The following is a 21,620-nucleotide window of genomic DNA, read 5'->3' as shown; positions in this document are numbered from 1 at the left end:
CTAAATTATTTAGTTAATCTGCCTTTTAAAACCTCATACATCATTATACCACCTGCAACTGAAGCATTTAAAGAGTTAATTTTTCCTATCATAGGGATTTTTACTAATAAATCACACTTTTTAAGAGTTAAATTAGAAATTCCTTTCCCTTCACTTCCAATTATTAATGCACATGGTCCAGAAAAATCAGTATTATAACTATAATCTGTTCCATCTATATCTGCACCATAAATCCAAATTCCTTGTTCTTTTAAAATATCTATAGTTGCATTTATATTCGTAACTTTTGCAATTCTCATATGCTCTATTGCTCCAGCTGAACATTTATAAACTGTAGATGTTACTCCAACATTTCTTCTCTTAGGTATAATAATACCGTGAACTCCACAAAGTTCTGCAGTTCTTATTATCGATCCTAAGTTATGTGGATCTTCTATTTCGTCTAATATTACTATAAAAGGTTTTTCATCTTTTCTTTTCGCATATTCTAATATATCATTTACTTCACAATATTTGAAAGGAGTAACCTTTGCAACAATTCCTTGGTGATTTAACCCTTCACACATTGTATCTAATTTTCTTCTATCAGCTTCTTTAACAACAACCCCTTTGTCTTTTGCTAATCCTAAAGCAACTTTTATTGATCCTTCTAAATCACCTTTACTTACATATAAGCACTCTATTGTTCTATCACTTTTTAGTGCTTCAATTACAGCATTTCTTCCAATTACTAAATCTTCTCTTACTGCTTCACTATTTGCTTCTCTTGTTCCAGCAGCATAATTTCTATCTCTTTTTTCTTCTCTTCTATCCTGGAATCTATTGTTTTTTTCTTGGTATCTGTTACTCTTCTCTTGGAACTTATTAAATTCTCTTTCTCTTCTTCTTGGATTTTCTCTCTTAGTCATGACTATTCTCCTTTTTCTTATAGTTTTATTGAAATTGCACTATTGAATATAAATTCTAATCTTTCAGTATTACCTGTTAAATATAAATATCCTACTAATGCTTCAAAACCAGTTGCCATTCTATAATCTCTTACATCTGCATTTTTAGGAACTGTAGCTGATTTAGCATTTCTTCCTCTTTTATAGATATAGCTTTCATCTTCCGTTAATTTATCTTCAATTTCATGCATAATAACTGCTTGACTTTTAGCTTTAACATACCCTATTGCTTTGACATGTATTTTATGAGCAGTTAATTCGATATTTTCAGATAATATATAGTTTCTTATAAAAAGTTCATAAACCCCATCACCTACTAATGCAAGTTGAAGTGGATTTAGAAGTCGTGCTTCTTTTTCCGTAAATTCTCTTACTCTTAAATCCTTAAGCATCTTTTAATTTCTCCTCAATTATATAATAACTATATTTATTAAAATAGTAATGAAAAACTAAGAGTTAAAAGGAAGGAATAAACTTCTATAAAGTTTATTAAAATTTATTAGGAACCCACTAATCCTTCTCTCTTAACTCTACTTTAATTTTTCTTATATTTTTAATAAATTAATTAATCAATCTTTTTCCATCTAACACCTTGTGGAGTATCTAGAAGTTCTATACCTTTAGCTTTTAATTCATCTCTTATTTTATCTGCTAAAGCAAAATTTCTATCTTTTCTAGCTTGTTGTCTCTCAGCTATTAAAGCTTCAATCTCTTCCTCTAAATTTCCCTTAGTTGTCTTTTGTAGTATTCCTAAAGGTGAACCTAATTCTCTAATTAATTCTAATGCTTTTTCACATAATTCTTTTGATGAATTTATTCCAACATTGCTATTAATATCTCTTATTAAATCAAATAATACAGATATCGCATCGGCTGTATTGAAATCATCATCCATTTTTTCAATATATCTTTGTCTATAACTATCTAATGAATTTAAATACTTAACCTCATCTTCTGTCATTTCATTAATTTTTACTTCTGAAATTAAATTTTCTAAATTTCCAATTGCATTATATAATCTTTCAACTGAAGCCTTAGCTGATTCTAACAAATCATTACTAAAATTTAATTGGATTCTATAATGTCCTGAAAGCATTAAGAATCTAATTACATCAGGATCATATTGCTTTAAAGCATCTCTTGCTGTTAAGAAATTATTTAAAGACTTAGACATCTTTTGATTATTAACATTTAAGAATGCTGCATGCATCCAATAGTTTGCAAATTTCTTACCTGTTAAAGCTTCACTTTGAGCTATCTCATTTTCATGATGTGGAAATGCTAAATCCATTCCTCCAGCATGTATATCAATAGTTTCTCCAAGTAATTTCTTAGCCATGCATGAACACTCAATATGCCATCCTGGTCTTCCAACACCCCAAGGGCATTCCCAACCTGGCTCACCTGGTTTTTGTGCTTTCCAAATAGCAAAATCTACAGGATCTTCTTTTCTTTCATCCACATTAATTCTTGCTCCTGATCTTAAATCATCAAGATTTTGCCCTATAAGCTGTCCGTAATTTTCGAATTTTTTAGTTCTAAAGTAAACATCTCCATCAACTTCATAAGCATATCCTTTTTCTATTAATCCAGACACAAATTCAATTATCTCTGAAATATACTCAGTTGCTCTTGGATTTGTTGTTGCTCTTTTTATATTAAGTCCATCAGCATCTTTATAATATTCTGCTATATACTTATCTCCAATTTCTTTTACTGTAGTATGCTCTTCATTAGCTTTATTTATCATTTTATCATCTATATCAGTAAAATTTTGAACAAAGTTAACTTCATATCCCCTGTATTCCATATATCTTCTTATAGTATCAAAAACAATAAACGTTCTTCCATTACCTATGTGAAAATAGTTATATACCGTTGGTCCACAAACATACATGCTTATCTTCCCTGGTACTATAGGAACAAATTCTTCTTTTTTTCTAGTTAAAGAATTATATATTTTCATTATGAAATTCCTCCTTTTTTTATTTTTTCTATCCTATAATTTTATATTATTACTTTCAAATTGAGATTTTACTTTTTCTATAACATCATCAATTTTTATTACTTCCATCTCACCATCTCTTAATTTAAATTCAACTTCACCGTCAGTTATTTTCTTACCAACAGTAACTCTCATTGGAATTCCAATAAGTTCTGAATCTTTAAATTTAACTCCTGGTCTTTCGTTTCTATCATCTAATATAGCATCTACACCAACTTTTCTTAAATCTTCATATAGTTTATTAGCTATTTCCATTTGAGCTTCATCTTTAATATTTACTGGAATAACTGATACATGGTATGGTGCAACTGAAAGAGGCCATATTATTCCATTTTCATCATGATGTTGTTCAATTATTGATGCCATTGTTCTTGTAACACCAATACCATAACATCCCATAACAAATGGAGTGTTTTTACCATTTTCATCTATAAATGTAGCATTCATAGCTTCTGAATATTTAGTTCCTAATTTAAATATGTGACCTACTTCTGTTCCTCTTGCTATAGTAACTTCAGCTCCACACTCTGGACATTTTTCTCCACTTTCAATGTTTCTATAATCTCCTACAGTACCTTCGAAATCTCTTCCATAGTTAACATTCTTTAAGTGGTATCCTGTTTCATTTGCCCCTAATATCATGTTATACATATAAGTAACTTCTTCATCTACTAATAATAAGTCTACCTTTATTCCTACTGGTCCACCAAATCCAACTTCACAACCTGTAGCTTTTGTATATTCTTCATGAGAAGCCATAGCTATATCTCCTGAAGCCTTTGCAGCATTAGCTACTTTTACTTCATTAACTTCTCTATCTCCTCTAACAACTACACCTACTATTTTTCCATCTACATTAAACATTAATAGCTTAACAGTCTTTTTTGGTGACACATTTAGGAATGTTGAAACTTCTTCAATTCCTCTGCTATCTGGAGTAGCTACTTTTTCCATTGGTAATAATTCTTCAACCTCTGCTCTCTCTGGAGTAGCTTCAGCTTTTTCTATATTAGCTGCATAATCACAAGCCGTACAGAACACTACATCATCCTCACCAACTTCTGATTTAACCATAAATTCTGCTGAATTTGATCCTCCAATTGCTCCTGAATCTGCAGCAACGCACTTAGCATCAATTCCACATCTATTAAAAATCTTTACATATGCATCATGCATTTTATCATAAGATATATCTAATCCTGCTTGATCCTTATCGAAGCTATAAGCATCCTTCATTATGAATTCTCTAGATCTCATAACCCCAAATCTTGGTCTTCTTTCATCTCTATACTTAGTTTGAATTTGATAAAGATTTACTGGTAATTGCTTATATGATTTTATTTCATTTCTAGCTATATCTGTAAATACTTCTTCATGTGTTGGCCCAAGGCAGAAATCTCTATTATTTCTATCCTTTAATCTAAACATTTCATCTCCGTAAACATCCCATCTACCAGATTCTTGCCATAATTCTGCTGGTAACACTGCAGATGCTAAAAACTCTTGAGCACCAGCTGCATTCATTTCTTCTCTAACAATTTCTTCTATGTTCTTTAAAACCTTTAATCCAATTGGCATATAGTTATATACACCTGCTGCCATTTTTCTAATCATTCCAGCTCTAAGCATAAGCTTATGGCTATCTATTTCAGCTTCTGCTGGCACTTCTCTTAATGTTGATACTAACATATTTGACATCTTCATAATTATCTTCCTCCTGATTTTCTCTACATAATATCTTGTTGTTTTAATTGTTAATTACTATAGCATTAGAAATTAATAAATTGTGCTAGAACTTATTAATAAATTTTACCCTATTTTTATTTTTAAATAAGTCTCTTCTAGCTTTATTATTAATTTATTCTTGCATCCTTTTGTTTCTAAATAAAAAAAGTCCGTCCCTAATATAGAATTAGGGCGAACTTGTATCCGCGGTACCACCTAAATTTGTGCTTTAATAATGATAACGGTGTTAAACCGATAGTTTTTACCTACAACTCAAAAGCTGGTTCAAAATCTGTTGAAAATCTTACAGCCAAAGGATCTTCTCTCTGATTAGCGATTTCTACTATTCTTCATCACTGCTTTAGTAATATTCTTTTTTGATTAATTTATTATATAATCTTGAAAATACTCTGTCAATATAATGAAATTTAAATTAAATAAGCTTTTCACCTAAAATTAAATCTTCTGGAGTGGTAACTTTAATATTAGTGTATTCACCATCATAAAGATATACACTATAACCAAATTTTTCAGCTACCATAGTATCATCAGTTACAACTATATTATTAATTTTTATCTTTTCATGACATTCTAATATTTCATTGAACTTAAAAACTTGAGGAGTCTGTATAGCTACTAAACTTCCCCTCTCTGGAGTACTAACCGAAAAATTACTTTCATTTTTAATCTTAATTGTATCTTTAGGCATAACCCCTGGTGCACACGCACCGTAAACCTGAGCAAATTTAATTCCATCATCTATTATTCTATCAGAAATAAAAGGTCTTGCTCCATCATGGATTAATACAATATCTGTATTAGTATCTTCTAGACTTTTAAGTCCATTATATACAGAATCTTGTCTTTCTGTACCACCTATAACTATATTATCTACTTTTAAATTATATTTTTCTAAAATATTTTCCTTAAAATAAACTACTTCATCTTTAGATAATACAACTACTATATTGTCTATTTTTTTATTTTCACTGAATTTTTTTATAGTGTAATAAATAATAGGTTTTCCTTTTATCTCAATAAATTGCTTGCTAACAGGTGCCCCCATACGTTTTCCCTTACCACCAGCTAAAATAATAGCACTTATCATTTGAGTTCTCCTTTAATTATCCTTTGGTTTTGCAAAAATCATTCTTCCGGCAGATGTTTGAAGAACAGACGTTACAATAACTAAAATTTCTTCTCCAATGTATTTCTTTCCACCTTCAACTACAATCATAGTTCCATCATCAAGGTATCCAATACCCTGAGTTGACTCTTTACCATCTTTAATAACTATAATTTTCATTTCTTCCCCTGGAAGTACTACCGGCTTAATTGCATTAGCCAATTCATTTATATTTAAAACAGGAACTCCTTGGAATTCTGCAACTTTATTTAAATTGAAATCGTTAGTAATTACTTTTCCACCTAACTTTTGAGCTAATTTCAATAACTTGCTATCAACTTCAGCAATATCCTTAAAGTCACCTTCCCAAATTTGAGTTTCAATTTCTAATTCTTTTTGAATTTTATTTAATATATCTAATCCTCTTCTTCCTCTATTCCTTTTTAATGAATCTGAAGAATCTGATATGTGTCTAAGCTCATCTAAAACAAAGCTTGGTATAACTAAAGTCCCTTCTATAAATCCAGTTTGGCATAAATCAAATATTCTTCCATCTATAATTACTGATGTATCTAAAACCTTAGCACTTCCTTTAGCATAGCCTCTGCTCTTTTTCTCTTTTTCTCTTTCTCTTTGATTATTTCTTTTAAATATAAGTAACGTTGAAGAAATATCTTCTTTCTTTTTCACAAATATTTCAGCACCTAATATTGCTGCAATCAGTTCTAATAGTACAAAAATTATTGGTCCAATTGCAGGATGTATTCCTACAAATATTCCTGATAAAGGAGCACCTATAAATGCTGCAATAATCAATCCAATTAACAACCCTGCACTTCCGTAAATTACTTCTTGTGCACTTAATCTTTGAATATTTTTTTCAATTTTATCTATAGTGTTAGATATTAATTTATATAATCCTGGGGAAATAAAATAAAAAATAATTCCGAAAAGTAAAACACTTAAAATATAGAATATTGTAGTAGCTACTACACCTTTTATAATATTAATTCTAAGCCCTGTATTAATCGCTAATATAGCTTCTGCAATGATATATCCAACCACTAATCCCAAAAGAGTAAAAATAATTTTTAATCCCTTCTTAAACAAAAACTCACCTCCTATTTAAATTACTTTTAATTTAAGTAATAGTTATAAATAACCATTTTTATTATACCATATTATTTATATTACTATTACTAAAATTTAACTTTAAAGAATAAATTAAATTTTAATACCCCCTATCAAAATATGACCAGGTTGTTTATTATAATATTAAGCCAATACAGATAAGGCTTGTATTGACAAAATTGTCTGAAAATACTTATAATTTAATTATGGATTATATTTCTAAGGAGTTGAGGCAAATGAAAGACATTATATTCGATAGCTTTCAAAATGACGTCAGTGAATCCCTACTAAGGCATAAAAGCATTCTTGATATATTAACTAAATATACTGAATCCAGTTGTAGAATTAACAGAGCTGTAGCTAAAGCCGTAACTAACTGTGGTTGCATTGAGATAAATGCGAAAAAACAATGTTTGCCAAATGATGACAACTCATTGGAAGATTTATCAAACTGTTTAAAAACTCATCTTGATGGCTGTTTATGTGATAACTGCCGTGAAGTTATAGAAAGAGAAATTGGGAATAATTTATTTTATCTTACTTCTCTTTGTAATGCGCTTGATATAAACCTTTATGATGTTTTATTAAAAGAAAGTGACAAAATGAATACACTTGGTAAATTTACCTTTAGATAAATATATAAGCAGGTTTTTACCTGCTTATATATTTTTACCGTTAAATCATATTAATATTCTTAATTTATTACTAAAGTTCTTTCTTTAAATGAATTTGTTCCTTTATTCTCTTTAACCCACTTCTAATAGCTGTAGCTCTCGCTTCTCCAATTCCTTCTACTTGATCTAATTCTTCCTTGCTTGCAGCTATTACATATTTTAACTCTTTAAAATGTTTAATTAAATTTTCGATTATATTAGTAGGTATTCTTGGGATTTTGAATAATATTCTATATCCCTTAGGTGAAATTAATGTATCTACTAATGATACTCCTCCAAATCCAAGCACCTTTGCTATAATTTCTAAATCTACTAATTCTTCAGAATTTAACTTTTGAATTTCTTTATAAATGTTGTTATGATCAGCATTTTCTCCACAATAATCTCTTATTAAAAGAATTCCATCTCTTTCAATATATCTTATTAACTCGTTTAATTGCATGGAAATTAATCTACCTTCATTTCCAAGCTCTAATATATATCTTTTTATTTCTTCTACTATTCTCATTACCATTTCTGTTCTTTGTATTGCAGTTACAACATCAAAAACAGTTGTTAAGTCTTGAAATTCTAATATGTTTAAATTATTTATTACTCTCTCTAATACATTTACATACTTTTCTAAGGTTTGGATTGCTTGATTTGCTCTTGCTAAAATTACACTGCTGTCTTGTAATACATATTTTATATCACCTTTATATACAGTAATAATATTTCTTCTTTGAGATATTGCTACAACAATTGTGTCAGTTTGCTTAGCTATTCTCTGTGCAGTTCTATGTCTTGTTCCTGTTTCATATGTTTGAACTGTTGGATCTGGTAACAATTGTGCATTTGCACAAACAATTTTTCTTAAATCTTGACTTAATACTATTGCTCCGTCCATTTTAGCTAATTCATATATATATGCTGGAGTATATTCTGAGTTAATATTAAATCCTCCATCAACAATACTCATTACTTCATCAGAATCTCCTAAAACTATCAGGCCACCTGTTTTAGCTCTTAAGATATTTTCTAAACCTTCTCTTAAATATGTTCCCGGACTAACTATCTTTAATATATTTTTTATTTCATTATCATCCTTAATTCTCATGCAATCACCTAACTTTATTTTCAATTCATATCTCTATTTATATAATTAAGCTAATATTTATCAACTTATCATTATTATTCATTTTCCTAACATATATAATATTACTATTATATAATTATTAACTCAATAATTTTGTAAATATTTATAAATAATATTCTTTATAGTTTTTTCTACAAAAAAAGTAAGTATAAATTATTATACTTACTTTTTTCCATAATTATATTATCTATATACATCTGCTATAACATCATTTAATGTTTTCATAGCCATTATTTTTATATTAGGTATATTTACTTCTTTACTAAATGAATCTTTTGCTACATATACTTTCTTAAATCCCATTCTTGCAAGTTCCTTTACCCTAATTTCTATTGAAGGTACCTTTTTTAATTCACCAGTAAGACCTACATCAGCTATAAAAGCAATATTTGCTTCAATTCCCCTTTGTTTTACAGATGAAACTATACTCATAATAACAGCCAAATTTATACCTTGTTCTTTTATTCTCATTCCGCCAGTAGTCTTTATAATAACATTCTTATCATAAAGTCCTATTCCGCCTCTTTGCTCCAAAATAGATATTAAAGTATTAAGCTTATCCTTACCTAATGTTTCTCCAATTCTTGTAGGATACGGAGTAAATGTTTTAGATACTAAACTTTCTACCTCTGTAATTATAGGTCTAGATCCTTCTTTTATAACAGTTAAAGTACTTCCTGAAACAACTTCTCCCTCTTCCCTTTTAGTCATAAAAAACTCCGATGGATTATCTATTGATACCATTCCTTTTTCAGACATTTGGAAAAAACCTGTTTCCCCAGTACTTCCAAATCTATTTTTAGAACTTACTAATCCTCTTAGTTCTTCATCTGTATCACATTCTATAATTAATACAGTATCTACTAAGTGTTCCAATGCTCTTAATCCTGCTAATTCATCAGCCTTAGTCATTTGCCCAACAATTATTACTGCACGTTGTCTTTTATTATCTTTAGCAATTCTTAATAACTCATTCGCACACTCCATAGTTTGTGTTGGCGACCCTGCTCTTGCTGGTAAAAAGCTATCCATAGTAAATGTTTGAATACTATCTATTATAATCAAATCTGGATCTATTTCATTAACTGCAGCCACTACATTATCCATACTCGTCTCTTGGACTACCCAAATATTATCATTAATATTTTTTAAAATTCTATCTGCCCTATTCTTAATTTGACTATCACTTTCTTCACCTGATGCATATATAACTTTAAATCCACTTCTAGCTATATTGTCAGCAACTTGTAATAATAAAGTTGATTTTCCTGCACCAGGACGTGCTGTTATTATAGTAATAGAATCTTTAACTATTCCGCCACCCATTACCCTGTCAAACTCACTTATTCCTGTTACAATTCTATCACTTTTACTTGAAGTTACTTCTGATAACTTTTTAATAGGTTTTCTTGCCAATTCTCTAACCTTAATCGCTTCTTTTACAGCCTTATTTTGCTGTACTACCTGTTCTTCGGTAAAAGTGTTCCAATTTCCACAATCAGGACATTTCCCCATCCACTTTGGTGATTCATATCCACATTCTTCACATACGAATACAGATTTTATCTTAGCCATATTATTCACCACTCTTATCTATATAAATTTTATTCTCTAATTTTCTTTATTATAATATAACATAACTTCAAATATAAAAAAATGAGGCTACATAAAAACCTCATTTTTAAAATTATTATTCATTTATAAGTGTCGCTGCTGCTTTATCTACAACTACTGTAACATCTCTATGCATTTGTAACATAGAAGCAGGGTTATCTGTTGTTATTTTTCCTGAGAATAATCCTTTAATAGCTTCTGCTTTACTTTCTCCTGAAGCAATTAAAACTATTTTCTTTGACTTCATTATTCCGCCTACACCCATGCTTATTGCTCTTCTTGGTACATCGGCTTCATTAGCAAAAAATCTTGCATTAGCTTTAATAGTATCTTCAGTTAATGTTATTATATGAGTTCCTGAAGATAGTTCTTCATCTGGTTCATTAAATGCTATATGTCCATTATTTCCTACACCTAAAAGTTGAATATCTATTCCACCTAGTTCCTCAATCTTTTTATCATATTCTTTACATTCTAATTCTAAATCTTTAGCTAGTCCATTAGGAACAAAAGTATTTTTTATATCTACATTAATGTACTTAAATAAATTTTCATTCATAAAATGTCTATAACTTTGTTCATGTTCAGGATTTAATCCAACATATTCATCTAGATTTACTGTTGTAATTTTAGAAAAATCTAATTCTTTATTTTCATACATCTTAATTAATTCTTTATACATTCCAACTGGAGATCCTCCAGTTGCTAAACCTAAAACTGCATTTGGTTTTTCATTTATTACTTTAGCAAACTCTTTTGCTGCTACCTTACTTAATTCTTCATAATTATCAACAACTATTAAATTCATAACAATTCTCCCTCTTTTCTTGAAATATTAACTTGTAATGTAAATTTATCTGATTTGTAGTATGCCTCTTCTAAAAATAAAAGCTTATCCGAACTAGTAAATGTCTTATTAATAGTCTTTAATATAGGAGTATCCTTTTCACATTCTAATAATCCTCTTATCTCATCATTAACATTAACTGCAATTATTGATGAATTTGAATGAGTAATTGTATATCCAAATCCTTCTAAAATCTTATATAATGAGCCAGATAGCATTTCTTTATTAATACTTCCACAATAATCTACCGGAATATATACTGTTTCCAAAGCAATGCTCTCTCCATCTACTATTCTTTTTCTTGTTATTTTGTACAACTTATCTAATATAAAAATATCTTGCATATCATCAGGCGTATCTATAACTTCAAATTCTATAACTTTTGTGTCCAATTTTCTTCCGCTTTGATTAATCATTTCAGTAAAGCTCATCATATCCTTTTGATTTACCTTTTGCTCACATACAAATGTTCCTTTACCTTTTTTTCTAAGCAAAATTCCTTCTTGAACTAGCTCTCCAATAGCTTGTCTTATAGTCATTCTACTTACTTCATAGATTTCACAAAGCTCTCTTTCACTTGAAATACATTCACCCGGCTTCCAAACACCTTTTGCAATTTTTTTTATTAAATCGTTTTTTAATTGATAATACACCGGTATCGGACTATTTTTATCTATCATAAATATCACTCCCAAATTTATTATATTATACATACATATAGTTGTCTATACCAGTTAAGGATTTTTTTTAATATAAAATATACATATTTATTTATTATATGGAAATACTATCTATATAAATTCCAAGGAGATGGTATTTTGATAGATAAATCTTATTTTAATAATGTTCCTTCAAAAAACATTTTAAATGATTATAAACCTAAAAATTTATCTAGCGATTATGTCGATAACTCTACTTCAAACTGCATAGAAAACATGGTTATTAATTCTAACCTAGATAATGATAATAATATTAAATAGCTTAATATTATAAAAAAGAGTAAGGCGATTTATTTATCACCTTACTCTTTTACATTATTTATTCCCCTTAAATTTCTTAACATTTACCTATGGGAAAATACCAATATCTCATCTCTGCATTCAACCTTTAATTTATCTCCAACTTTAATTTCACCTTTAAGTAATTCATCACTTAACTTATCAACTATTTCTCTATTAATTATACCTCTTAAAGGTCTTGCACCAAATTCAAGATTTTTATTTTTATTAATAAGGAATTTATTTAAATCCTCATCGTAAATTAAATCTATATTCTTTTCTTTTAATCTACTTATTGTATCTTTTAGCATTATATTTACTATTTGTAATGTATCTTCTTCCTTTAGCTGATTAAATACTATTATATCATCTACCCTATTTAGGAATTCAGGCTTAAAGGCATTCTTTAATTCTCCTAATACAACGTCCTTCATTTTCTCATATTCTGCTTCTTTTAAATTAGAATTAGTATCAAATCCAACTTTTCTTTGACTCTTTAATTTTTGAGCTCCTACATTAGATGTCATAATCACTATAGTATTTTTAAAGTCTACTGTCTTGCCCTTTCCATCAGTTAATCTTCCATCTTCCATAATTTGAAGTAATATATTAAATACATCTGGATGAGCCTTTTCAATTTCATCTAATAATACTACTGAATAAGGTTTTCTCCTTACAGCCTCTGATAGCTGACCACCCTCTTCATATCCTACATATCCTGGAGGTGCTCCAATTAATCTTGAAACTGAATGCTTCTCCATATATTCAGACATATCAATTCTGATTAAATTGCTTATTTTCCCAAACATGACTTCTGCTAAAACATTGCAAAGTTCAGTTTTACCTACACCTGTTGGTCCACAGAAAATAAAAGTTCCAATTGGTCTATTAGGATTCTTAAGTCCAACTCTTGCTCTTTTAACTGCCCTAGTTAAAGCTTTTATCGCTTCATCTTGACCTACAACTCTTTGCCTTAGAGTATCTTCTAGATGTAATAACTTAACAGATTCTTTTTCGGTTAATTTTTCTACTGGAACCTTAGTCCATATTGAAACAACTTTTGCAATATCATCTTCATCAACTATTTGAACTTCTGTACAACTATGTGCTCTCCATTCATTTTTAATCTTTTCAAATTCTTCTTTTAGTTGCTTTTCATTATCTCTTAAATTAGCAGCTTTTTCAAAATCTTGATTTTTAATTGACTCTTCTTTTTCACTAATTATTTTTTCAATATCTAATTCTTTTTTCTTAATCTCAGGTGGAAGAGTTAATCTTGAAATCCTTACTTTTGCCGCTGCTTCATCTATTAAATCTATAGCTTTATCAGGCATATATCTATCACTTATATATCTATCTGATAAATCTACAGCCATATATAATGCACCATCTGTAATCTTAACTTTGTGATGTGATTCATATTTATCTCTTAATCCAAATAAAATATTTACAGTTTCATCTTTAGATGGAGGCTCAACATTAACTGTTTGAAATCTTCTTTCTAATGCAGCATCCTTTTCTATATGCTTTCTGTATTCATCAATTGTTGTTGCCCCTATGCATTTTATTTCCCCTCTTGCTAAAGCAGGTTTCAAAATATTAGAAGCATCTATAGCACCTTCTGCTCCTCCAGCTCCTACTATAGTATGAATTTCATCGATAAAGATTATAATATCATCTTCATTTTTAAGTTCATTCATTACCTTCTTTAATCTTTCCTCAAATTCACCTCTATATTTTGCTCCTGCAATCATAGATGTTATATCTAAAACTAATAATCTCTTATCCCTTAAACTTTCTGGTGCATCTCCAGAAATAATTTTTTGTGCTAATCCTTCAATTATAGCAGTTTTTCCTACACCTGGTTCACCAATTAGACAAGGATTATTTTTTATTCTTCTACACAGTATTTCCAATACCCTTTGAGTTTCTTCTTCTCTGCCAATTACAGGGTCTAATTTTCCCTCCTTGGCACTTTGAGTTAAATCAGTGCTATATTGATCTAATACTGGAGTTTTATTTTGCTTCTTTTCCCTTTGTACTGACTTTTTACTTTCTCTAAGCTCATTTCCAGAAATATATTTATCTAACTCTTGCTTAATAGACGATAAATCAACCTTACTACTTGTTAAAATAGTAAAAGCAACACCTTCTCCTTCATTTATTAATGCAAGTAATATATGCTCAGGATTTATAAAACTATGCCCATACTTTCTTGCTATATCTAAACTATCATCAAAAAGTCTCTTTGCTCTTGGTGTTAATAACATTTCGCCTGTTGAAACTTCGTCATCACCAAAACCTAGATAATCTTCAGTCATCTTTTTTACCTTATCTATAGTAATTCCTTTATTAGTTAAAAGCTGTCCTGCATATCCATTTTCTTTTAATATCCCTAATAAAACATGTTCTGTTCCAATATAACCGTGCTTAAAACTTTGAGACTCTTGTTGTGCTTCTACTAATACAACTTGCGCTCTTTCTGTAAACCTCCCAAAAATCACAGTGTCACCTCCAAATATAATCAAATATAGATTAAATATAACTTGTTATTATATTCTGCAAATATGACCCAACCCTTTATCACTACTTGTTTTATCATCTACTATAATTATTATGATAAAATAACCATTATAATACCCTTAAGTATTTCTGCCCTTAGCTTATTTTTATCTTCTGCATTTGATAATGTTCTATCGTTAATTGATATTTTTACAATTTCAAGCTCTCTTTTAGTTATTAAATTAGTTTCATATAAATGCTCTAATAATAATAAAGCTGCACTATAGGTTAAACTTTCTCCAATAGCTTTATTTATTGCCTCTACTTGTTTTTCTTTATTATTATATTCTATTCTTTTGATTATTATATAACCGCCGCCACCTCTTCTACTTTCAATCATATATCCCTTTTCAGAAGTAAATCTAGTTGTTAATACATAATTAATTTGAGATGGAGCACAATTAAATTTATCTGCTAATTCATTTCTTTGAATAATTACCTCCTTATCCTTTTTATCTTCTATCATGTCATTTATAAACTGTGCTATTATATCTGAAATTCTTGCCACAATTTCACCTTCCTAAACATACTTTGACCTTATTTGACTTTAATTATATATAAAAATTTTTTTTATGTCTATTCTATAATTTAATTATTTGGGGCTATATTATTAGAGATTTATTAAAATAGGTACAACTTATTATTATTTTTAATTTTTTTAACTATTTTATTTATAATATTATCTAAATCATATTTTTGATATAAATTATTTTTCTCCATAAAAAAAAGAGTCATCATAATATGACGACTCTTTTCATTGGAATTAAGCTTCAGCTGGAGCTCCTACTGGACAAACATTTGCACAGTTTCCACAATCGATACAAGTATCTGCATCAATAACGAATTGAGTATCTCCTTGGCTTATAGCGTTAACTGGACATTCTGCAGCGCAAGCTCCACAGTTAACACAAGAATCATTGATTGCGTATGCCATTAAAAAACACCTCCCCATTACTTATTAATAACATAACTATTTTATCATACATACTTTTCTTTTTAAAGGCAAAGTTAAATTTATACTATTTTCTATAATTTATATACTAAATAACCATATAACCAGCCATTTCAATAGCATTAATTATTTCATCTATAGAAACGCTCAATTTATCATACACTAAATGTACCTCTTTTTTATTTAAATTAATTTCACATGCTAGAACCCCTTCGTAATCACTTACTATACTTCTGATTTTTAAGATATCTGCATGACTAGTTAAATTAGAAATTCTAACTAGCTCTTTCATTAATTATCCTCCTTAGTTACCCTTAATCAAATTCTTAATTAACTTTCTATCTTCTTCAGATTCTACTTCTAATTTTATATCATCATCATCAACTGAATCCTCATAATGACCTTTAATAAGTTCAATAGTATCAATTTTAAACTCTTCTAATATTTCTTCTTCGCCCTTTTTAAGCTTAACCTTAACACTTTCTTTAACAATATTATTTGAAAATACTTCTCCTGTGCCTTCACTTGTCTTTACTATCGAACCAACTTTAGGCATTCTTTTTCTAATATCTTCATAAGTACTTTGTTCATAATTTAAACAACACATAAGTCTTCCACAAATCCCTGATATTTTAGTTGGATTAAGTGATAAGTTTTGCTCTTTTGCCATCTTTATTGAAACAGATGCAAAGTCTCCTAAAAAGCTAGAACAACACATTGGTCTACCACAAGGCCCAAGACCACCTAACATCTTAGCTTCATCTCTAACTCCTATTTGTCTAAGCTCTATACGAGTTTTAAATATTGTTGCTAAATCCTTAACTAATTCTCTAAAGTCAACTCTTCCATCTGCTGTGAAATAAAATATAACTTTATTATTATCGAAAGTATATTCTACATCTATAAGTTTCATGGTTAATCCATGTTCTTGAATTTTCTTTAAACATATATTAAATGCATCTTTTTCTTTATCTTTATTTTTAAAATGTCTATCTATATCTTCTTCAGTTGCTATTCTTAATACACTCTTAAGTGGTGCAACTATATCATTTTCATTTATTTCTTTTATTCCTATTACACATTCTCCAAATTCAATACCTCTAGCGGTTTCAACTACTACATATGTATCCTTTTGTATATTCATATCTGCTGGATCAAAGTAATATATTTTTCCAGCCTTTTTAAATCTAACTCCTACAACCTTTATCATAATTAACCCTCCATGAAGCCCATTAACATTACTCGTAGTGTCATTACCCAACTAACATTACTTTTAATATTTTTACGTGCTTCTTCTATTGTCTTTATCATATTATTTAACTTTCTAAATGACATTTCTTTAGTAAGTTCTCTTATATCATCAAGTTTATCACCATTTATGATAAATTCCTCATTTTCAACTTCCTTATCTATTAAAATATCTCTAATAAAAGAGCCAAATATATTTAATACTTCTTCTTTATTATCTTTTAAAGTACTTAGAGCTTCTTCTTGTTGTAGTACAATTTCTACATCATTTTTATTTAAGCTCTTAATTAATTCAATAACTTTATTTCTTAATTCCCTTAAGTTTTCATCATTAAAATATCTATCTATTCTTCCTGGTATTCCTTCACTAAAAGCTATTGCAGATCTTATATCACTTTCATTATAATCAAAGCCCTTAATTTTTATATATTCATATAATTCATTCTTGGTTAATGGTGTTAATTTATATATTTCACACCTAGATTTTATTGTATCTAAAATTAACTCTAAACTTTCACACAATATTATTATGTGAACTCCTATTGGTGGTTCTTCTATGGTTTTTAAAAGTGCATTTTGAGCTTGAATAGTAAGCTTATTTCCTTCATGAATAATTATCACTTTTCTATCACCTTCAAAAGGCTTTTTAGAAACTTCTTCAATTATATCTCTAACCTCATCTACTCCAAAAGATGCCTTACTACTCTTATAATTGATTATATCTACATATTCTCTCTCTAAATCTCCATTTAAAATAAGCTTAGCTAAAATATTAGCTAATTTACTTTTTCCAATTCCATCTTCTCCTGCAATGAGGTGTGCATGAGAAAGTGTATTTTTTAAACATCTATCCTTAAAATTATTAATTAAATCACTATATCCTATAAAGTTTCTCATACATTCACCTCCTAATCAACTTAATTAAACTTTATAAAATTGATCAACATCTAAAACAAATACTGTAGCTCCACCCACTTCTACTTCAATTGGATAAGGCATATACATTCCTGATCCACTGCCAATTGTACTTGGTGTTGGTGTAGATACCATTTCTTTTCTTTTTTTACAAACATCCTCAATGACTTTAACAACATCCTTTACTACTTTTTCTTCAACACCAATCATTAAAGTAGTATTCCCTGATTTTAAAAAACCTCCTGTAGTTGCTAATTTAGTTACCCTATAATTTTTATCTGTAAGCTCTTCAATTAAATCTATAGCATCATCATCTTGTACTATAGCTAAAACTAGTTTCATACCATATACCTCCACTCTTATACTAATAAATTCTTCTTATATATTTTATCATAAATATATAAGAATTTACTAAATTTTCTCTTAAAATAATGTATTATATGAATTTTTATTTTCATTTTCTACTATTATCTATATCAAATCATTAATACTAATACAAAGTTTGTAATAAAGATAAAAGGATTGTTAAAAACAAAGAACTTTCCTTATAAATAATCCCTTCTTTTAAACAACCCATCTTAAATTTATATATATTTTTTTACTTTTTCATAAATTTCATCATTAATTTCTTCTATGCTTCTAAGCTTAGAATTCTTACAACACTTGATAACATCCCAATTGTATTTTTCTGCAATATATAAAGAATTATTATATGAATTTATCAAATATTCCTTATTACTTTCATGAATATCTTTTGCTTCTTCTCCTGTAAACTTATTAGCTCTATTTCTCATAAGCTCTTGACTTACTTCTGGATCAACATCTAAGAATATAACATGATCTGGTTTTGGAATTTGATAAATATTAAACTCTAAATCATATAACCATTCAATAAATTTCTCTTTTTCTTCACCATTTAGTTTAGCGGCTTGATGTACCATATTTGAGGTAGTATATCTATCACTTATAATAATTCCACCATTCTCATAAAAATCACCCCATTTAGTCTTATAAGACGCATATCTATCAGCTGCATAAAAAGTTGATGAGATATATGGACTAACATCATTTGGATCTTTTCCAAAATCTCCATTTAAGTACATCTTAACTAGAGCTGATGAATCACTCGCATAATCAGGGAAAGTTATTTTTAAACACTCTTTTCCTTCACTTATTAATCTTTCATATAATCTTTGTGACTGAGTAGCCTTTCCACTTGCATCTGAACCTGATTCAATAATTATTAATTTACCTTTACCCATCCTTCTCATCCTTTCGATCATCTTAAGTTCTATTTAACTTATTTATTTTTTATTATCTTATTTGTAATAGACTTCTTTATCTTATTTTTTATTACTTCATATTCATCGCTATTAATATCTATCATATTCATTTTTTCAAGACATCTATCACAAATAAAATTATTCATTATTTGAATTCCATTTCCAACACATTCATTCTCACATATTATACAATATTTTTCTGTATCTCTCCATATATCCTTACTACTAATATCCATAAAATTAACCCTCCCTTTTTTATTAAGTCTTGCCCATTATTTAATCTATATACCTTCTATTGTCTTATTTATGTAAATATTTTGTTTAAACTAAATAGGAGTAATAATCCTAGTATTTAAAATCATATTGTAGTTCATTCTATAAATGTTTCTAAAATAAAAATCATATATAAAATAAGAAAAATATATTTTCTTCAAATAATATTAGAAATAAAAAAATGAGATAGTCATGCTAAATTTTAATGACTATCTCAACCTACTATTTAAATTTTATAATTTTTAATGTTGACTAGAAGATTTTATACGTGAAACTAAAGTATCACTTGGCTCAAAAACAAATTTATATATTTTCCCTTCTTTTTTATATATACATAATAATTTTTTTGCCTTATCAAATTTTCTAATATAGTGTCTACTACATTTACATCTACTATACTCTTTAGGAACATTACTTTTTTCACCAATATAAATTATATCTTTTATTTTTAGGCTCTCCACATTTTCTTCGTTTTTACTGTTTATCTTATTAATTATAAGTTTATCAGAAATTATACAGTACTTATATGCAATTTTACACTTTCTAGTTTCTATAAATAAAACTATTAGTGTTGTCATTATTAAAAGAGCCTCTAATATAAATTTAATGGTAACATTTCTTCCTAAAGTCATTTTAGAAAATTGGTATATATATAGTGCAACTGTAATAGTTAATAATGAAATTATAATTGCAACTGTCTTTTTCCCCTGCTTAATCTCCTTATGCATATGTGGACTTCCCCCAAATATTTCTATCTTATTTTCTCTGACAATATTTTGATTATACTAATTTTATATATAGAATTACAAACTCTATATTTTCTTTAATATCACTATCTTGTCCACTATATATTAAAGAAATTGAAATATCTTATCTAAGCTAACTATTAATCATTAATGTTTAACTTCTTATATCTTTATATCCCCTGTAAATGTATACTATTCAAATATTAATGACAGATTTAAATTTCCTTTTATGTTATAATCTTATTATAAATTTCATAATTAATAGAGAGGTATATTAATGATTCAAATATATAAAAGCATAAGTGAAACAGATTCAACGTTAAAACAATTAGATTCTATAGAAAATGGCTGTTGGATTAATATTGTTGCCCCATCTGACGAAGAGTTAATATTAATTTCAAAAAAGACTGGAGTTCCCTTAAGCTTTTTAAGAGCCCCACTTGATGATGAAGAAACTTCTAGAATAGATGTAGAAGATGAGTTTACATTAGTAGTAGTAGATATTCCTTTTACAGAAATGGAAGATAACTCTTTAACTTACGATACTTATCCTCTAGCTATAATTCACTCTGAAAAAGAGATTATTACAGTATGTTTAAAGAATAGTAGAATAATAACTGATTTTATAAATGGTCGTGTAAAATCATTCTTTTCTTTTAAGAAATCTAGATTCATACTTCAAATTTTAAATAGAATTTCAACTTACTATTTAATTTATCTTAGACAAATTGATAAAAAAAGTGTAATGATTGAAAAAAGATTACATAAATCTATGAAAAATAGAGAATTAATCCAATTACATTCATTAGAAAAATCACTAGTTTATTTCTCTACTTCACTTAAGGCTAATGAAGTAACTTTAGAGAAAATGTTAAAAATGGATATCATGCAAAAATATGAAGATGATCAAGATTTATTAGAAGATGTAATTATTGAAAATAAGCAAGCAATAGAAATGACCGATATTTATAGTAATATCTTATCTAGTACCATGGATTTCTTTGCTTCTGTTATATCTAATAACCTTAACATAGTTATGAAGGTTTTAGCTTCTGTTACTATATTAATGGCTATTCCAACTATAATTGGTGGTATATTTGGAATGAATGTAGAATTGCCACTTCAGAACAACCCACAAGGTTTTGTTATAATTATTTTCCTTACAATTCTTTTAACACTTTTTACTGCCTTTATCTTATACAAAAAAGATATGTTTAGCTAAAATATTAAAAATATCCACAACCAATTTAAAATTAGTTGTGGATATTTTATTTTATATTGTGAATAACTTTTATTTTAATTATTTTTTATCATTTATATAAAAAGACAAAATAAAAAACCCACAAGTAATTCTTGTAGGTTTTTTGGAGGCGCCACCCAGATTTGAACTGGGGAATAAAGGTTTTGCAGACCTCTGCCTTACCACTTGGCTATGGCGC

23 protein-coding genes are annotated in these 21,620 nt (G+C 28.2%); 3 read left to right on the top strand and 20 right to left on the bottom strand.

Going from position 1 to position 21,620, the window contains the following annotated elements; genetic code table 11:
• Positions 1–5: 5 nt before the first annotated feature.
• The 6 genes from rlmB to HCG70_RS00090 all read right to left on the bottom strand — a co-directional run bounded on the left by rlmB (position 6) and on the right by HCG70_RS00090 (position 6,913).
• Entirely contained in the window at positions 6–908 is a 903-nt protein-coding gene (gene rlmB, locus HCG70_RS00115) for a 23S rRNA (guanosine(2251)-2'-O)-methyltransferase RlmB (protein WP_042401909.1), read from the bottom strand.
• Between the two features lie 17 nt (positions 909–925).
• Positions 926–1,339 (bottom strand): Mini-ribonuclease 3, encoded by a 414-nt coding sequence (locus tag HCG70_RS00110; RefSeq protein ID WP_221697331.1) that lies wholly within the window; start codon positions 1,337–1,339, stop codon positions 926–928.
• 173 nt (positions 1,340–1,512) lie between these two features.
• Positions 1,513–2,913, bottom strand: a complete 1,401-nt coding sequence (gene cysS, locus HCG70_RS00105) for a cysteine--tRNA ligase (protein ID WP_042401906.1) — start codon at positions 2,911–2,913, stop codon at positions 1,513–1,515.
• Between the two features lie 33 nt (positions 2,914–2,946).
• Positions 2,947–4,656, bottom strand: a complete 1,710-nt coding sequence (locus tag HCG70_RS00100; RefSeq protein ID WP_042401904.1) for a proline--tRNA ligase — start codon at positions 4,654–4,656, stop codon at positions 2,947–2,949.
• 454 nt (positions 4,657–5,110) lie between these two features.
• Positions 5,111–5,785, bottom strand: coding sequence for a 2-C-methyl-D-erythritol 4-phosphate cytidylyltransferase (gene ispD, locus HCG70_RS00095; RefSeq protein WP_221697329.1), 675 nt, complete (start codon positions 5,783–5,785; stop codon positions 5,111–5,113).
• 12 nt (positions 5,786–5,797) lie between these two features.
• The gene (locus HCG70_RS00090; protein ID WP_055277287.1) at positions 5,798–6,913 is read right to left on the bottom strand and encodes a PIN/TRAM domain-containing protein; all 1,116 of its coding nucleotides are present in this window, start codon (positions 6,911–6,913) and stop codon (positions 5,798–5,800) included.
• A 257-nt stretch (positions 6,914–7,170) separates the two neighbouring features.
• On the opposite strand from HCG70_RS00090, the gene HCG70_RS00085 reads away from it, so the two are divergent.
• Positions 7,171–7,569 carry a hypothetical protein gene (locus tag HCG70_RS00085; protein WP_042401898.1) on the top strand — a complete coding sequence of 133 codons (399 nt, stop codon included), beginning with the start codon at positions 7,171–7,173 and terminating at the stop codon, positions 7,567–7,569.
• Positions 7,570–7,639: 70 nt separating this feature from the next.
• Here the strand turns inward: HCG70_RS00085 and disA are convergent, their stop codons facing one another.
• From disA to HCG70_RS00065, 4 genes are all read right to left on the bottom strand, one after another.
• A complete protein-coding gene (gene disA / locus HCG70_RS00080; RefSeq protein WP_042401894.1) occupies positions 7,640–8,704 on the bottom strand; it encodes a DNA integrity scanning diadenylate cyclase DisA in 1,065 nt (354 codons plus the stop codon).
• Between the two features lie 222 nt (positions 8,705–8,926).
• Positions 8,927–10,318, bottom strand: coding sequence for a DNA repair protein RadA (gene radA, locus HCG70_RS00075; protein ID WP_042401892.1), 1,392 nt, complete (start codon positions 10,316–10,318; stop codon positions 8,927–8,929).
• A gap of 115 nt (positions 10,319–10,433) precedes the next feature.
• Entirely contained in the window at positions 10,434–11,165 is a 732-nt protein-coding gene (nagB, locus tag HCG70_RS00070) for a glucosamine-6-phosphate deaminase (RefSeq protein WP_055277291.1), read from the bottom strand.
• Positions 11,162–11,884 carry a GntR family transcriptional regulator gene (locus HCG70_RS00065; RefSeq protein WP_042401888.1) on the bottom strand — a complete coding sequence of 241 codons (723 nt, stop codon included), beginning with the start codon at positions 11,882–11,884 and terminating at the stop codon, positions 11,162–11,164. The genes nagB and HCG70_RS00065 overlap by 4 nt, the downstream gene beginning before the upstream one ends.
• Positions 11,885–12,022: 138 nt before the next feature.
• On the opposite strand from HCG70_RS00065, the gene HCG70_RS00060 reads away from it, so the two are divergent.
• Positions 12,023–12,184, top strand: coding sequence for a hypothetical protein (locus tag HCG70_RS00060; protein ID WP_172676176.1), 162 nt, complete (start codon positions 12,023–12,025; stop codon positions 12,182–12,184).
• An 83-nt stretch (positions 12,185–12,267) separates the two neighbouring features.
• Here the strand turns inward: HCG70_RS00060 and HCG70_RS00055 are convergent, their stop codons facing one another.
• The 10 genes from HCG70_RS00055 to HCG70_RS00010 all read right to left on the bottom strand — a co-directional run bounded on the left by HCG70_RS00055 (position 12,268) and on the right by HCG70_RS00010 (position 20,163).
• Complete coding sequence (locus HCG70_RS00055; protein WP_042401884.1) at positions 12,268–14,706, bottom strand: ATP-dependent Clp protease ATP-binding subunit; 2,439 nt, start codon at positions 14,704–14,706, stop codon at positions 12,268–12,270.
• 110 nt (positions 14,707–14,816) lie between these two features.
• Positions 14,817–15,272: a CtsR family transcriptional regulator gene (locus HCG70_RS00050; RefSeq protein ID WP_042401882.1), complete on the bottom strand. Its 456-nt coding sequence runs from the start codon at positions 15,270–15,272 to the stop codon at positions 14,817–14,819.
• A 255-nt stretch (positions 15,273–15,527) separates the two neighbouring features.
• Positions 15,528–15,698 carry a DUF362 domain-containing protein gene (locus HCG70_RS00045; protein WP_042401880.1) on the bottom strand — a complete coding sequence of 57 codons (171 nt, stop codon included), beginning with the start codon at positions 15,696–15,698 and terminating at the stop codon, positions 15,528–15,530.
• Between the two features lie 106 nt (positions 15,699–15,804).
• Positions 15,805–16,008 carry a heavy-metal-associated domain-containing protein gene (locus HCG70_RS00040; protein WP_042401875.1) on the bottom strand — a complete coding sequence of 68 codons (204 nt, stop codon included), beginning with the start codon at positions 16,006–16,008 and terminating at the stop codon, positions 15,805–15,807.
• A 12-nt stretch (positions 16,009–16,020) separates the two neighbouring features.
• Complete coding sequence (locus HCG70_RS00035; protein WP_042401872.1) at positions 16,021–16,926, bottom strand: stage 0 sporulation family protein; 906 nt, start codon at positions 16,924–16,926, stop codon at positions 16,021–16,023.
• Between the two features lie 2 nt (positions 16,927–16,928).
• Complete coding sequence (locus HCG70_RS00030) at positions 16,929–17,861, bottom strand: DNA polymerase III subunit delta' (protein WP_042401866.1); 933 nt, start codon at positions 17,859–17,861, stop codon at positions 16,929–16,931.
• A gap of 24 nt (positions 17,862–17,885) precedes the next feature.
• Positions 17,886–18,221 (bottom strand): cyclic-di-AMP receptor, encoded by a 336-nt coding sequence (locus HCG70_RS00025; protein WP_042401863.1) that lies wholly within the window; start codon positions 18,219–18,221, stop codon positions 17,886–17,888.
• A 242-nt stretch (positions 18,222–18,463) separates the two neighbouring features.
• Positions 18,464–19,141, bottom strand: a complete 678-nt coding sequence (locus HCG70_RS00020; RefSeq protein ID WP_042401861.1) for a deoxynucleoside kinase — start codon at positions 19,139–19,141, stop codon at positions 18,464–18,466.
• A 38-nt stretch (positions 19,142–19,179) separates the two neighbouring features.
• On the bottom strand, positions 19,180–19,398 hold the full coding sequence (locus HCG70_RS00015) for a sigma factor G inhibitor Gin (protein WP_042401857.1): 219 nt from the start codon (positions 19,396–19,398) through the stop codon (positions 19,180–19,182).
• A 279-nt stretch (positions 19,399–19,677) separates the two neighbouring features.
• Positions 19,678–20,163, bottom strand: a complete 486-nt coding sequence (locus tag HCG70_RS00010) for a hypothetical protein (RefSeq protein WP_042401854.1) — start codon at positions 20,161–20,163, stop codon at positions 19,678–19,680.
• 295 nt (positions 20,164–20,458) lie between these two features.
• On the opposite strand from HCG70_RS00010, the gene HCG70_RS00005 reads away from it, so the two are divergent.
• Positions 20,459–21,403 (top strand): magnesium transporter CorA family protein, encoded by a 945-nt coding sequence (locus tag HCG70_RS00005; RefSeq protein ID WP_042401852.1) that lies wholly within the window; start codon positions 20,459–20,461, stop codon positions 21,401–21,403.
• Positions 21,404–21,620: the final 217 nt, after the last annotated feature.

This window comes from Clostridium sp. K04 (assembly GCF_019734375.1).
GTDB classification, from domain to species: domain Bacteria; phylum Bacillota; class Clostridia; order Clostridiales; family Clostridiaceae; genus Clostridium; species Clostridium saudiense.
The sequence above is the reverse complement of the archived record's forward strand: the minus strand, read 5'-3'. Positions and strand labels throughout refer to the sequence as shown.